Here is a 16,829-nt window from a genome sequence, read left to right on the forward strand (position 1 = left end):
CAATATTTATCTAAAATATATTCCCCGATAGGATTTATTCTTATCGGGGATTTTTTTGTCGTTGCATGATCTGTATTTTGATAATGACACCTTTGAATACTATCAAAGCTTATTGCTTGTTCCATAGTTTATTGGCAGCGCCAAAAGGTTTAATACCTCAAGGCTTGCTCCGAGGTGGTTCACTGTAGTTGATAAAACATTTCTGCTCCAGGACCTAAAGGCAAACCAAAAAACAGCCATACCACAAGTAAGAGTATCCATGCCAATAAAAATACAAATGTATATGGAAGCATAGTGGCTATAATGGTTCCAATGCCAGACTTTGGATCGTATTTTTGGACAAAGGCTATAATAAGGGCATAGAAGCTCATCATGGGTGAGATGACGTTGGTAACACTATCTCCAATTCTGTATACTACCTGAGATAATTCAGGAGAGTATCCCATAATCATAAACATAGGAATAAAAATAGGTGCCAGTATGGCCCATTTGGCAGATGCACTTCCCATCAGCATATTAATAGCGGCAGAGAGTAGTATAAATAAAATCATTAATGGAATTAAGCCAATATCAGCAGCCATTAACAAGCTAGCTCCTTTTACGGCGAGTATAATTCCAAGATTACTCCATTTAAAGTAGGCCACAAATTGAGCGGCAAAAAACACCAATACTAAATAAGAAGCCAGTGTTTTCATCGATTTAGCCATGCCATTCATTACGTCGGCATCGTTTCTGAAAGTTTTAGTAACAAAGCCGTAACACAAACCCATAGAACCAGCCACAATCAACAACATAGCTACTACGCCTTTTATAAGGGGTGAGTTTAATAAACCTCCGCCTTCGCCGCGTAAAAATCCATTGCTAGGTATAATTCCGAACAAGATAATTGCAATGACTGCTAATAATACCAAGCCAGAATACAATAAACCCTTTTTCTCTAGTTTATTTAAGGGGTTAAAAGCTTCCTGTTCAGTCTCTGAGGTGCTGGTGTATTTTCCTAGCCTAGGTTCAACTAGCTTTTCTGTAACAAAGGTGCCTGCAAAAGCTATAATAAATGTTGAAGCCACCATAAAGTAATAGTTGGCAGTTGGGTTTACTACATAGCTAGGGTCAAGAATATGAGCTGCTTCCTGCGATAATCCTGCCAGTAAAGGGTCTACTGTTCCAAGGACTAGGTTAGCGCTGAATCCTCCTGAAACTCCTGCAAAAGCAGCGGCCATTCCTGCAATGGGATGACGATTTACGGCTGCAAAAATTACTCCCGCTAAAGGTATCAATAACACATACCCCACATCAGAAGCTAGGTTGGAAAGAATCCCAGAAAAAACGATAATAAATGTAAGGAGGCGTTTATGTGTATTTAAAACTAGTAAACGAATAATGGCACTAATCAAGCCGCTCTGTTCCGCAATGCCAATGCCTAGCATAGCCACTAGGACTATTCCTAATGGAGCAAAACCGGTATAATTGTCAACCATTTCAAGTATGATACGATGAATACCATCGTGAGAAAGTAGGTTGATGGGTTTAACTATCTCTTGCGTTCCTGGATGAATAACTTCCCATTGCAGATAACTTCCCAATGCAGATATCAATAATGTAGATAATGCGAATAGTGCAAATAAAGTGGCGGGATGAGGTAGTGCATTCCCAGCTCTTTCAGTCCAATTTAATATGATGTCTAAAAAACTCCTTTTACTAGTCTTGGTTTTGTGCATAGTCAATTCTTATTTATCCTTATAAATATAAGCTTTATTTAAGAAGTCTATCTACTACAAAATGTTTACCAAACTATACGCCTATGTTTTTATTTAATATCTATAACTCAAACATCTTTTATTGACAAAGCTACTGCCGAATGCCAACTGCCGAATTTCAACTGATTACTGAATGCTGTCTATTATTGACTGCCCACTGAGAATTGCTAACTACCTGCTATTTACTTCGACTGCCTACTGAATACTGCCCACTGCTATCTAAATACTATTTTAAACTATCCTCTGAACTTCGCAACTACCCTTTATATAACAGCGAACTATCACCATAGCTCAGGAATCTAAAATCGTTATCTAAGGCGTAATTGTATATCTCCTTCCATGAATCACCTTTTGTAAATGCCGATATTAGCAATAATAAGGTGCTGTTAGGTTGATGGAAATTTGTAATCAGTCTATCTATCACTCTGAATTCGTAACCAGGTGCAATCAATATTCCAGTGTGACTTTCTAAAATACTTAATTCGTTCTGTTGCAAATAGTCAATTAACTTGTTGATGGCCTCCTCTAATGTGTAATGTTGTGGAAGTTGGTAGGCATCCCATTGGTTAATGAAAAGTTCTGAATCGCCATTTAATAACTTAACGCCTAGCCAGTATAGGCTTTCTAACGTTCTAACGGTGGTGGTTCCAGTACTGGTGATATTACCTTTGTATTTCAGTAATAATTTTAAGGTGTTGATATCCACAAAAAAGTGCTCAATGTGCATTTCATGGTCGCCAATAGCTTCCGACTTTACAGGTTTAAAAGTGCCAGCGCCCACGTGCAGTGTTACATGAGCTGTTTCTATGTTGTTGTCATTGATTTCTTTCAGAATCTCATCTGTAAAATGAAGTCCAGCCGTAGGAGCGGCAACCGATCCTTTATGATTGGAATAAACGGTTTGGTAACGTTTGGTATCTAACTCTTCGGACTTTCTTTTAAGGTATGGAGGAATGGGAGTATTGCCAATAGCATCCAATAGTTCGCCAAAGCTAACAGAGCCATTATTCCAGCTAAACTCTATAAGCTGGGCATCCTCCTGAGTTTCTTTTCTGATGATGCTAATTTCAATAGCCTCATTATTTATAACAACCTCTTTGCTTAGGCTGCCATCCTTCCACTTTTTAGAGTTGCCCACAATGCATTTCCAAACGGCACGCTCTTTTACTTGAAAAGCCATCGATATGTCGGCGGGTTCTATGGGCTCCAGACAAAATATTTCAACTTTAGCACCAGTCGCCTTCTGAAACATTAATCGAGCCTGAATGACCTTGGTGTTATTAAATAATAGTAGGCTATTGGCTGGTAAAATAGATGCAATATGGCAGAATTTATCTTCCTTAATTTTACCATCATAAACTAAAAGCTTTGAATCGGATCGATTCTCAAGTGGGTATTTTGCGATGCGTTCATCGGGTAGCTCGTAGGTGTAGTCCTCTATTTTAATATCCTTGGTATTCATTCCTCTATTTTTAAACGAGCACAAAAATAATCAACAATTATTAATGTGCTGTAGTATTCCTCCATTATAAATTAAAATTCCTGTTTGATATTAATAATGATATTATTATATTTAATAAGCTAAAATTATCTGGTTTTGCAGTATGCTTGTTAATGTATTTAATATCAGACTGTATATTGTGTAATTATTAAAAATAATAACATGAAATCTCAAGTGAATTTAACCGAAGAGGCTACTATGGAAAAATACAGAAACGCCTTAGGTAATGTGATTAGTATCTCAGAAATTGCTGAAGCGATGGAAGAACTGGGGTACGATGAACTAAAAATTGCTGAAGGAAAAAAGATTTTTAATTTGGCAGAGCTGTCATTAATGGATGCTCAAAAAGAAAGGAAGGAATCGAGTAGAGCTCAGAAGGTGTTTTCGCAAAAGTTTAAGGAGTTATTAAAAGTATATAAGTTGGATAGAAAGAAGGCAAAAGCCGAATTTATGCGAGAGGCATCGCTGCTGGAGTTTTTAGGCATTAATCATGTGGTGCCCTTAAAGTACGTGCAAGTGATGAGTGAAATAAAGATGTATTACAGTCAGTTGTCGGACAATGCTGATGTTTTGGAGCGCTTAGCTAAAATGAAAATAGATGCAGAGAGAGTGAACCTGGCTATGGGTTTAATTGAAGAAGTGGAGGTGAATAAGCTTAATTGTATGAAAGGAAAAGGAGAGTCGCAGGATGCTACTCAGTTAAAAAATAATGCCTTAGATGAAATAGATGATTGGATGAGTGAATTTTATGCAGTGGCAGCTATTGCGCTGGAGGATAGACCTCAGTTATTAGAGGCCTTAGGGAAAGTAGTGAAATCGTAAGTTTGGTTAATAGTGATGAGCGCCCTCTGTTATCCTTTGTGGAGTAGAGGGCGTTTTTTTTGGTCATCTATCTTCGTTAGTAAAAGTAAGTGGTGCAAAAATTATAATCATCCAGTTTATCGTATCAATAGTCAATTTAAAGCCATTCTTGGTGCAGTAAATTGTATATTCGCAATCCTTTGCTAATTTTAATACCCTAGTGGATGAATTAGCATTCGCAAAAGATAAAAAACAACAACTTAATACACCTCAAAAATGAAAATCTCAGTTGGAGACAAAGTGCGCTTTCTTAATGATGTTGGAGGCGGCGTAGTCAGTAGAACCGAAAGTGACAAGCTTCTGTTTGTTTTAGATGAAGATGGTTTTGAAATACCTGCAGTGCCAAGCGATGTGGTTCTTGTCGAGAAAAAAGCGGATAGCTCTAATCAGGGTTCCTCGAGCAGTGTTTCGGTAGAGTCGGATTCATCCTACGAGTTTGAGGAAAGTGATGATGAGGGAGAGCCGAAGTTAATGTTGGCCTATGTAAGGGATATGGAATTGACGGGGAATGTAAAGCTATTTTTAATTAATGATTCCAACTTTTTTGCCTTTTATACCATCGGTAGGCTCAATAAAACGGAGGTTACTAATGCCTACCAGGGTCTTATTGAACCTAATACCAAAATCAATTTAGATAATGTAGCTATTAACTATATAGATGGCGTGGAGTACGAATGCCAGATAATGCTCTTTCGTAAAAGTGTGGCTTATACATCTTATCCGCCTATTGTTGAAAAGGTGAAGCAATCGGGCGTAAAACTCCTTAAGGGCAGTAGTTATATCTGTAACGATTATTTGCAAGATAAAGCCATAGTGGTTTCTTTAATAAAGGGAAGTTTTGAGCAAAAGCTGGAGGAGCTATCGGCAAAGGATATAAAAAAGGTAATTAGAGAAAAGGAAAGTGTACCTGTCAAGAAAAAGCAAGTTAGAAAGGAAAATAATGGCATTTTAGAAGTGGATTTGCATATTCATGAATTGCTAGATGATACCCGAGGGCTTTCTAATAAAGATATGTTAGAATATCAGATGGCTAAATTTTATGAGGTGATGAATGAGAATAAGAATAACAAAAATAAAAAGATTGTTTTTATTCATGGCAAAGGAAATGGTGTGCTGAAATCTGAAATTTTAAAGAGTTTAAGCAAAAAATACACCTGGCATTCGTATCAAGATGCTTCTTTTAAGGAGTATGGATACGGAGCCACGATGGTTACTATCTAGTAATATAAAAATACATAGATTGTTAGCGTAAATAGCTAGCATATTATAGCCTAAAGGCCTGTCTCATCGAGATAGGCCTTTTTTATTGGTCAATATATGCTTTCTTAAATAAAAATGTAAGCTACTGATTTTATAAATAGTAAGTCAATAAATTGTAAACTTGAATCGGTATGAGTATATATTCTATCTAATTTTGAAATGTAGCATTATTATTGAATAAACCATTATACTTATTATATAATGAGCTTTGCTAAGGTTAATTTAATTAATCCTAAATAATAATGATATAATACAAATCAAAATACGATTACTCCAATAGAAAATAAGATGTTAATAATTTGTTTATAAAATTTAAATATTCTTTATTTGTTATTGAATTTGATATAATAGCTATAATTGTATAGGAATTATACAGTGTAAATTAAATTATATATGCATTATACTAAACATACGAAAGTAGATTACCTTTATAAATTAAGGGATATAACTTCAATGAGTATCAATGTTGAGGATATTCGTAATGTTGTAAAAGGTTATGGGTACGATAGTGTAAAGCTGGCCGAAGGAAAGAAGATGGCGGAGGAGTTAGAAAGGCTAAATGATGAGGTGAATAAAAAGAATGGCTTAAAAAAGACCATGTTTGCCCAAAAGAAAACGCTCCAGACCGAAATTCATAAAAAATATATGAAGTTTCTTAAGCTTTCGCGCATTGCTTTTATAGATGATGTAGAGGCTCAGGAGTCATTGTTGTTGATGGGGGCCAGGGCACGTACCTACGAAAAATGGCTGGCGCAAGTAGTGGTATTTGTAAATAACGTATTAGCTAATGCAGAATATGTAAAAGCATTAAAGGGATACGGAGTTACTAAAGCTGAAGTGAAACTTGTGCAGCAAAAGGTGGATGAATTAAATAGTTTGTCTTCGGAGTGTATTAAAATTACAGGGGTAGTTCGTATGCTTAATCATAAAATTAAAAAAGAGACTGTGGTGATGCAGCATTGGTTAAGTAGTTATATAAAAGTAGCCCGAATTGCCATGGATGAAAACCCCAAAGTGGGCAAGTTAATAAAGCAGGCAATTGGTGCGTAAAGAAATGAAGTGTTTTGTGGTTTCATTCTGATAAATAAAAATTAGTTTGAGATATAGGCTTTGAGGTCGCAAGGTGAGTTAGTGGAGGGCGTTTGGTAGTTGGAGAGAAGAATGCGGTGTTTGACAAAAAAGTAAGTTTGATATAATAATTGATTGAAACTAAAGATCCTTTTGTCCGTACAAAATGGGAGTATCAATGTGTGATGTTGAAAATACGCGTTGGTGGTGGCTGTAAGAGGCTAGGGATCAAATTAAAGCGGTGTTGTATGCTGCTTTTGTGTGTAAAGTGCTTTGTTGGTTGTGTAACAGGGCTTATGTGAAATGATAATTTTATAAGATGATTAAATCGAGAAAGATTAATAAAATCTTGAATTTAACGTTGCCAGATTGGGACCTTGGTAGCGCTTTGTCATTTTACAGCATTAGTATAAAAAAAGAAATAAAGAACCAGGAGTCATTATATTCATAGTTATGATGAAAAACTTAAACCGATTTATAGGTATCCTAATTATTTGTTCAATTGGCTTTTTGTCAGTTGAAAATAGTTTGTTGGCACAAGGGTATAAGAAGCCAGGGAAAGATGCCAATAAGGTAGAGATTGCTAAATATTACGGATTGCCTAACTTAAAAGGAGGTAGAAATGTAATTCCTAGTTTAGGAAATATTTATTGTACGCAAGGTGGTACGGCGGATATTTATATTGACCCTGCCAACCTCCAAGGTTCTACAGCTAATATTATTTGGACAATATATACAGGTAATGGACCAACTTACGAAGAGCATCCAGGTTGGGTTACTTCCATAGGTGCTGCTCCTAATAATGGGGTGCAGTTCGATCCGTCAGTAGTTCCAGAAGCATATCATGGAATTCCTGTAGTGTTTAGTTATGAGCAATTTGATGGTGTGGGGGTTATAGATGCGGATTATGATTATACTTACGTTCAGAAAAACCCTACAGCTTATAATTTTGGTAGTGATGCAGTAGTTTGTTCAGGTACTCCAGTTGACTTAACTCTAGATGATTCAGAGGTGGGTATGGAGTATTTTTTGTATAGAAATACTGTTCTTGTTTCTGGTGTGCCGGTTGCAGGAACAGGTAATAGCTTGGATTTTACTGTAGGTGCGGCTGGTACTTATACGGTTGAGGCCCGAAATGCAGTAGAGAATTCGTGTACAGCCGTAATGACTGGGAGCGCAGAGGTTACTGTAAATAGTAATCCAATTGTAGATCCAGGTCTTGATCAAACTATTTGTGAAGGTCAAACGGCCAATCTATCTGCTACCAGCGATATGGATGGTACGGGTAATATGAGCTATCAATGGACGGATGGTACAAATACACAGGCTGGAGCAACTTGGGATGTTAGTCCTTCTGTAACTACAACTTATACTGTTACAGGTACAAATACAGTAACAGGTTGTTCTGATGTGGAAAGTGTTGATGTTATTGTAAATACGAACCCTACTATTACTGCTGGAAGTAACAGTCCTGTATGTGATGGTAGTGATATAAATTTAACTTCTACTCCATTGGGAGGTTCGGGTACCTACTCTAGTTTTTCATGGACAGGTCCAAATGGTTTCACCTCAAGTGCGCAAAATGCTGTTATTGTTGGTTCTTCAGCGGTAAATGCTGGAGACTACTTTGTGACAGTAGCAGATAATAATGGTTGTTTAAGTGATGCTACAGATTTTACAACTGTAGTTATAAGCGACCGTCCAACAGTAAGTGTGGTATATAACTCTCCTGTTTGTGAGGGAACGGATTTAGTATTAACAGCTACACCTGCGGGTGGGAGTGGAACCTATACGAGTTATGCTTGGACAAAGGATACTGCTCCAATAGCTGGAGAAACGGGAGCTACTTTAACAATAGACCCGACGGCTGCAGCAGATGCAGGAACTTATGGCGTTGTTGTAACAGATAATTCAGGTTGTGTGAGTGATGAATCTACTACGGCCGTAATAATACATACTTTACCAATTCCTACGGCAAGTAATGATGGTCCTGCATGTGAAGGCGAAACTGTAAATTTATCAGGTGGGCCAAATGGATTAACATATACATGGACTGGGCCAGGTAGTTTTTCAAGTGCTATCCAAAACCCAGCTTTAACTAATGTTACATTGGCAGATGCTGGTGTGTATACATTAATGGTTACAGATGGAAATACTTGTGAGCAATCTATCACTACTACAGTTGTTGTAAATAGTAATCCTACTATCGTCGCAGCAAGTAATAGTCCTGTTTGTCAAGGAAGCCCATTAAATTTAAGTTCAACTCCAGCTGGAGGTTCTGGAATTTACACAGGTTATTCGTGGACTGGCCCTAATGGATTTACTGCCAATACCCAAAATGCGGTTATAGCTACTGCAGCTCTTGTGAATTCTGGGGATTACTTCGTTGCTGTAACTGATGATAATGGCTGTTCTACAGATGGAACAGACCTAGTAAACGTTTTAGTTAATAACCGTCCTACGGTTAGTGTTGGTTATAATGCACCAGTTTGTGAAGGGAATGATTTGGTATTGACGGCTACTCCAGCAGGTGGTAGTGGAACCTATGCAAGTTATGCTTGGACAAAGGATTCTGCACCAATAGCTGGAGAAACAGGCGCTACTTTAACAATTGACCCGACAGTAGCAGGAGATGCAGGAACTTATGGTGTTATTGTAACAGATAATTCAGGTTGTGTGAGTGATGAGTCTACTGCAGCCGTAATAATACATACTTTACCAATTCCTACAGCGGGTAACGATGGTCCTGCATGTGAAGGCGAAACTATAAATTTATCAGGTGGCCCTAACGGATTAACATACGCATGGACTGGACCTGATAGTTTTTCAAGTTCTGTTCAAGATCCAGCCTTAACTAATATTTCGTTGGCGGATGCGGGTGTATATACATTAAGGGTGACTGATGGTAATACTTGTGAGCAAATCATGACAACAACTGTTGTAGTAAATAGTAATCCTACTATAGCTGCGACAAGTAATAGTCCTGTTTGCGAAGGTTTAGCAATTAATTTAAGTTCTACTCCTGCAGGAGGTTCTGGTACATATACAGGTTTTTCATGGACAGGTCCAAATGGGTTTACAGCCACAACGCAAAATGCCGTAATAGCTGCAGCAGTTCCCGCAAATGCTGGAGATTATTTTGTTACTGTGACGGACGATAACGGCTGTTCTACAGCTGGTACAGATCTGGTTACGGTATCTGTTAATAGTAAACCAACAGTAAGTTTAGGGTATAATAGTCCAGTTTGTTTAAATACTAGCCTAGTATTAACTGCTACAGCGGCAGGAGGAAGTGGTAGTTATGTTAATTATGTATGGACGAAGGATGGTTCAACTATTCTTGGTGAAAACGCATCAACACTTACAATTGACCCGGCTTTAGTGGCTGATGCAGGTACGTATGGTGTTATAGTTGAAGGTAATTCAGGTTGTTCTAGTGATGAGGTAACACAGAATGTTGTAATTGAAAGTTTACCGATAGTAACAGCAGGTAATGATAGTCCAGCTTGTGATGTAGAAGCAGTTAATTTAACAGGAGGGCCAGGAAGTCTAACTTATTCTTGGACAGGTCCTAATAGTTTTACAAGTGTAGCGCAAAATCCAACGATTAATCCAATTGGTTTAGCAGGTGCAGGAACTTATACTATGGTGGGTACTGATGCCAACGGATGTTCAGCATCAGCAACTACCGATGTTATTGTAAATACAGTAACTGCAAATATTAGCGTTAGCGCTCCAAGTCCTGGGGTGTCAACAATTTGTGCGGGTACTGCAGTAACCTTTAATGCTGCGGGAACAAGTACAGATCCTTCGCCTAATTTCAATTACGATTTCCATTTAGTGCGTGGAGCATCGGATACTTCGGTTCAAAATGGTACAGGCATTACCTACACTACATCCGCATTGCAAGATGGAGATCAGGTTTATGTTATAATTACAGATCTTACAACAACTTGCGATGATACTTCACCAAGTATAATTATGACCGTAGTTGCTAATCCGGTTCCTGTTTTAACTATTGTTAGTGCCGGAGGAAGTAATACAATTTGCGCAGGTCAGAGTGTTGACTTTTCTGCAACTACTGGTTATGGAAGATATGTTTTCTTAAGAAATGGAACGGATATTTTGCAAGATAGTCCTTCTAATACGTATAGTACAGATGTGTTTACTGATGGAGATGTTATTTCCGTAACAGCATATACAGGTACTTGTTCGGGAACTTCAACTGGTGTAACCATTACGGTTAACCCACTACCAACTCCAAGTTTAGTTTTAGATAATGTGGGAAGGACAACAGTATGTGAAAATGAAACGGTTGATTTTACAGCAAGTGCTACGGGTAACGGTCCGTTCACTTATTTATTCTATGTAGGTACAGGTGGAATTTTCAATCCGCAAGGCAGTTTTAGTTCAACGGCTACTTTTAGTCATTCTTCAACAGATGATTTTAGTGTATATGTAGAAATACGCGATGGCAATAGCTGTGAAGTTGCTAGTAATGTTATTGATATAGTTATTAGTAAGCCAGTTGCTGGGTTAACTGCAGACAAAACAATCATTTGTGAAAATGAAGAAGTTGTGTTTACAGGAACAGGTGGTGTAAATTATAATTTCTTTGTGGATGGATTAAGTCAGCAAGATGGAGCATCTGATGAATTTAGAACGTCAACTTTAACTAATGGTCAAAATGTTTCGCTAGAAATAACAGATGCATTTGGATGTACGGCTACACACGGTGGAATTGTAGTTACTGTTAATTTAATTCCTATCCCAACTTTAATAAGTTCAGATGTAGATAATATAATTTGTGCCACAGATGAAGTTACTTACACTGCAGGTGGTGGTGATACTTATGAATGGTTTATTGAAGATGCGTTAGGAACAGTAACAAGTGTTCAAGGACCTAATAATAACTCTAGTTTTGTAACAACTACTTTAAATGATGGAGATATTGTTTCAGTAAGAGTTAGTTATACAGCTACCTCTTGTTTTGCAGACGCTGCTCGACCAGCTATAACGGTTAATGCGTTACCAGTTGCTGCGATCAATGCTAGCCCAGGTTCGACCGTAATCGCAGGTACTGAGATTATTTTTACAGGTTCAGGAGGAACGGAGTATGAATTCTCAGTTAATAATGTTGTTGTACAAGGCAGAAGTGTAGATGATACTTATAATGTCAGTACGCTTGTTGACGGAGATATTGTTAGTGTTGATGTATATGATGGAAATGATTGTATGGCCTCTGCTGATCTAACTGTTTCTATTTTAGAAGGTATACTACCATTGGATGTATTAACTACTGGACCTGAGTATTGTGAGGGAGATGGTGGAGTAAGCATCTATGTAGATACTCCGCAACATGGTATAACGTATGAGATGTTTAGAACTTCAGATAATAGCAAGGTAGAACCGTCTATTATGTTTGATAGCGCAGTTGGTAATCCTGTTCAATGGGATGATATATTAGGAAACGACGAATATAGAGTTGAAGCATTTTATACTGCAGTTCCTACTGGAAGAGTTGAAATGAATAATAGGATTGATGTTGTTGAGAATTCTTTACCAGTAATTTATGACCTTACTACAACGGGGACTGAAATTGGTTGTAATGGTGGAGCTGGGCATATTGTCTCGTTACAAAATTCGGATGCAACTATTAATTATATATTAGAATTAGATGATACTCCCGTGGAAACATTGGTAGGTGTAAACGGACAATTAGATTTTAGTGCTCAATTGGGTATTGGAACATATACAGTTGTTGCAGAAAATCCTAGTACAACATGTACGAGTGATATGAATGGAACCTTTGAAATACAAGGTGATGGTTCAGATGTTGCCTTTAATTTATCTGTTGTTTCTCCTGCAGATCCTTCAGACCCAACGGATGGAAGATATTGTGCTGGAAGTTCTGGCGTAGAGTTGGTATTAGATGGTTCATTGGATAATACAGTAAATTATAAATTATATTTAGATGGTACCGATACTGGCGTTTCTGTTCCAGGAGCAAATGGAGCAATTTCGTTTGGCACCTTAACCACAGAAGGGACTTATACAGTTAGGGTAGAGTCCGCTTCAGGCTGTCAGTTCCCGATGAATGGATCTGCTATCGTTAGTATTATTGATTTACCAATTGCCTTTAATGTTGTAAGCGATAATGTGGTAGATAATACCAGTGGTCATTATTGTATTGGTGATGTTGGAGTTAATATTAGTGTTGAAGGACAAGAGGTTGGTGTTGAATATAGTTTGTTTAGAGATGCTACATTTATTGAAACACTAACTGGCGGACCTACACCAGGTGCATTATTAACATTTACAGGGCCATTTACTACAGAAGGTGTTTACTCTGTATCGGCTATGGTTCCAGAAGTTGGTTGTGTTAATAATATGAGCAATAATATTCAGGTTGTGATAGATCCATTACCTGTAGTTTATGATGCCTTAAATGATGATGACGAATATTGTACAGGTGAATCAGCTATCATATATATTAATTTCTCAGAAGCAGATGTTGAGTATACGTGGAGAGATATTGCTGCGCCAGCAAATATAGGTGCTTGGCAAAGTGGTAATGGAAGTAGATTAGACTTTACTATTACGGCTACTGGCGATTATGAAATAATTGCGAGACGTACAGATGGTATTACTTCTTGTATGAGTGTAATGAATAATACTTATTCCATTACAGAAAAACTTTTACCAGTAGATGTAGTACTTTCTTTAGGTGATTTAGGTACAGGGTGTGATAATGGGGACTCTTTATATGTAGAAAGTTCAGAGCTCGGAGTGGAATATACCTTAGTTAAAGTTGTAGGTGGATTATATTTTGAAAATCCAGATGTTAATCCAATCATTGGTGATGGAAACGATTTAGGTTTTGCAGAAAGAGTGGTGGATAAAAATGCGACATATGCGCTACAGGCTGTTAGAGATGGATGCTCTATCTATACAACTTCAACTATTTTTGTAGATGTTCCAGGAGTTATAGAGCGACAAACTGTAACAGGAACAGGTGAGATATGTAACGGTGATCCAGGTGTGAGTTTTGGTTTAGCCAATACTGAAGCAGGTGTAAATTATCAGCTGTGGAGAACAGGAGATGGCGCATTTACTGAAGAACTTCCAGGAACAGGTCTTCCATTAACATTTGGGCCAGTTATTAATGAAGGTGAATATTATGTGCGTGGTGTCATTGCAGGTACTTGTGATTTAGAAATGGCCAATAGAGTTGATTTAAATATTAACGATTTACCAATTGCTTACCCAATGTTTGGGTCAGGACAGACGTGTGATTTAGCAGCTGATGGTGCTTTAATTGGTCTTGTAGCTTCCGAAGATACATATACGTATAGATTGCAAGTTGATGATGGTTCAGGAATGTTAACGGTTGTAACCACTATTCCAGGTAGAGTTGATAATGATTCATTAAAATATATAGTAAACACGGAAGGTACTTATACATTTATGGCAATTAGTGATAAGGGTTGTACCTCAAATATGAATGGTAGTGTTGTTGTTGCAGAAGTAGTAGCACCATTAGATCAAGTTATAGATCCAACTATTGAGACAACCTATTGTGGCAGTGCTTCTGGTGTTGAGCTTAAGTTGACAAATAATGAATTAGATGTAACTTATCAAGTTCGTGATGCAAGTAACAATGTGATGTCAGAGGTAGTGGGAACTAATATTGATGTGGCTACACCTGAGGAATTAATTTTTCCAAATATTCTTACTGCAGGTTCTTATACTATTTGGAAAACAAGAGGAGGAGATGCCTGTGAGTCTATTACCAATGGTGGTAATACTGTAGATATAGTGCAGGAGTCAGAACCTACAGATCATAATGTTCTGGTTGATAATACTAGGGTTTGTGGAGCTGTTGATGTAATGGTTTTTCTAGAGGATTTTGAACCAGGTAGAAGTTATAGAATAGAATCTTCAGTTGGACCAATCCTTGATACGATTACAGGAGCAGATAGAGATCCAGTTTCCTGGTTAGTAAATGAGCCAGGTGCTACTAGTGAAATCTATGAAGTAATTGCAATGTCTGCTAGTGGAGCTTGTGATAAATCTATGGGTACGCAGCAAGTTATTTATAGTGAATCACCTGATCCATTTATTGTATTTACTGAGTTGAATGGTAATTCTGGTGTTATTGAATACTGTTATGCAACTGATAGTGTTACAATCGGAATTGAAACAACTCAAGTTGATGTGGGATATTTATTAATTGATAATGTAAGTGGAAGTACGCTTGATTTTATCAATGGAACAGGTAATAGAGAAGTGTTTAATAAAAATTATGGACAAGGTAGTTATGTAGTAAGAGCTACATTGTTTACAACGGGTTGTTCTATTGATTATGGAACTTCAATAGATATCACAATGCTAGAATTACCAGAATCTACTTATTTACTTTCATGTTCAACACCGGATGGTGGTGATTGTTATGTGGGAGATTATGTAATAATGGATAATAGCGAATTAGGAATTGAATATAGTTTATATAAGGACTTTGATATTACCAATCCTATTGGTAGTGTTAAGGTAGGTGATGGAAATCCAATTAATTTCGACGATGAAGATATACTAATTGGAGGTAGTTACTATGTTCAAGCCACTAATCCAGTTACTGGTTGTGTTGTTTGGATGGATGATGATGTATTATTCTATGACTCTCCTTTAATTGCACGAAACGATAGTGTAAGTATGGAAAAAGGTAGTTTAATTGGTAGTGTAGACGTTGGCTTCAATGATATCTTTAATATTGCAATTGATGAAATTGGTACTGGAGGCGATGAAGGCAATATAAGATTTAATCTTGTTGATGGCTTTATTGGGGATGACGGTAATCCTGCTTTAGATGAAAATGGAGATTTGGTTAAAGTTATCGGTGTGGCTGCTATTGATAGCATAACAGGAATTTTAACTTATGAAAAATTACCAGGATTCTTTGGGCTTGATTCTATAAGGTATACTGTTAGAAATAGAGACTATAGCTACAGAAGCGACGAAGCAATTGTTTATTTTTATGTTGGAAATAAAGAAATAGATGATGATAGAACATTCTTAATACCTAATGCATTTTCGCCTAATGGAGATGATTTTAATGATTACTTTAGGATAACAGGTATTAATAAGAATGGAGTTCAAGCAGAAAAATCTAGCCTTGAGGTATTTAATAGATGGGGTACGTTAGTGTATCGATCTAAAGGGAATACTTATGGTGAAGATGATCAGTGGTGGGATGGAACTTCTACCGAAGCTAGTATGGTTTCTATTGGTGCTGACTTACCTAATGGAACTTATTACTATGTTTTTGTTGTGGAAGTTAATATTGATGGAGCTGTTGAGAAGAAAGAGTATAACGGATATATAGAGTTAAGAAGGTAATACTTGTTAATGTAGAGTTAAATATTGAGATATAAAATTGACCATGATATATATGCAATTAAAAAGAATAATCATAGGCATAGTGTTGCTTTTAGTAACAAGCATCTCTTATGGGCAAGATATGGCACAATTCAACCATTATATTGCTAATCAGGGATTGTTAAATCCCGCTTATAATGGTACGAGGGATGTAATAAGTGGTTTGCTTATTCATCGAAGTCAATGGGTAGGTTTTGAAGGTGCACCAATGACGCAAGCATTAAATGTTCATGGTGCAATTGAAGACACTAACCTTGGAGTAGGTGTTAGTATTACGAATGATATTGTTGGGTTTTCTAATAATTTAGATGCTTTCGGTTCTGTATCATATAAATTAATGGTGGATAGGCGTAAGTTTGTTTCGTTTGGATTGCAGCTAGGGGTTAGTTCTAGAGTGTATGATGGAACAAAGGCTGTTACGGAACAATATGGTGACCCTTTGTTTGAAGGTAAGCAATCAAAAATTGGTTTAAATGTAGGTTTTGGTACCTACTTTTATGGAGAAAACTATTTTGCAGGATTTTCCATTCCAAGGATGTTTTCTAATAACTTCGATGAAGATGTCAGTTTATACAAAAACTCACTTGATTTTAAAAATATGCATATGTATTTATATGGTGGGTATGTATTCGATTGGCAGGATGTAAAGGTAAAACCTACCTTATTGTTTAGAGAGGTTTATGGTGCACCGCTTCAGTTTGATGTTACAGCTAATGTATTACTAATGGAGAAGCTTTGGTTAGGACTAGGATATCGTTCTATATCAGAGGCTGTTTTCTTAGCAGAATATATTATTGATAGGCAGTTTACTGTACGTTATTCGTTTGATTATTCATTAAGTAGTATAAATCAATACGCAAAGTTTGGATCTCATGAGATAAGTCTTCAGTTCGACTTTACCTTTAATAAAAGGGCTGGTATGAGATCAATACGATATTTTTAATATT

7 protein-coding genes are annotated in these 16,829 nt (G+C 37.0%); 5 read left to right on the top strand and 2 right to left on the bottom strand.

Annotated features, from left to right (window positions below):
• Positions 1–179: 179 nt before the first annotated feature.
• On the bottom strand, positions 180–1,718 hold the full coding sequence (locus A8L32_RS02315) for an AbgT family transporter (protein WP_075589964.1): 1,539 nt from the start codon (positions 1,716–1,718) through the stop codon (positions 180–182).
• 295 nt (positions 1,719–2,013) lie between these two features.
• Positions 2,014–3,219: an S-adenosylmethionine:tRNA ribosyltransferase-isomerase gene (locus A8L32_RS02320; RefSeq protein WP_075589965.1), complete on the bottom strand. Its 1,206-nt coding sequence runs from the start codon at positions 3,217–3,219 to the stop codon at positions 2,014–2,016.
• Positions 3,220–3,420: 201 nt separating this feature from the next.
• Here A8L32_RS02320 and A8L32_RS02325 point away from each other — a divergent pair, with 201 nt between their 5' ends.
• From A8L32_RS02325 to A8L32_RS02345, 5 genes are all read left to right on the top strand, one after another.
• Positions 3,421–4,080 carry a hypothetical protein gene (locus tag A8L32_RS02325; RefSeq protein WP_075589966.1) on the top strand — a complete coding sequence of 220 codons (660 nt, stop codon included), beginning with the start codon at positions 3,421–3,423 and terminating at the stop codon, positions 4,078–4,080.
• A 255-nt stretch (positions 4,081–4,335) separates the two neighbouring features.
• Positions 4,336–5,340 carry a Smr/MutS family protein gene (locus tag A8L32_RS02330; RefSeq protein ID WP_075589967.1) on the top strand — a complete coding sequence of 335 codons (1,005 nt, stop codon included), beginning with the start codon at positions 4,336–4,338 and terminating at the stop codon, positions 5,338–5,340.
• A gap of 432 nt (positions 5,341–5,772) precedes the next feature.
• Entirely contained in the window at positions 5,773–6,429 is a 657-nt protein-coding gene (locus tag A8L32_RS02335) for a hypothetical protein (RefSeq protein WP_075589968.1), read from the top strand.
• Between the two features lie 471 nt (positions 6,430–6,900).
• Positions 6,901–15,843: a gliding motility-associated C-terminal domain-containing protein gene (locus tag A8L32_RS02340; RefSeq protein WP_143524998.1), complete on the top strand. Its 8,943-nt coding sequence runs from the start codon at positions 6,901–6,903 to the stop codon at positions 15,841–15,843.
• 52 nt (positions 15,844–15,895) lie between these two features.
• Positions 15,896–16,825 (top strand): PorP/SprF family type IX secretion system membrane protein, encoded by a 930-nt coding sequence (locus tag A8L32_RS02345; RefSeq protein ID WP_075589970.1) that lies wholly within the window; start codon positions 15,896–15,898, stop codon positions 16,823–16,825.
• The last annotated feature ends 4 nt before the right edge of the window (positions 16,826–16,829 follow it).

The organism is Labilibacter marinus (assembly GCF_001659685.2).
Classification (GTDB): Bacteria; Bacteroidota; Bacteroidia; order Bacteroidales; family Marinilabiliaceae; genus Saccharicrinis; species Saccharicrinis marinus.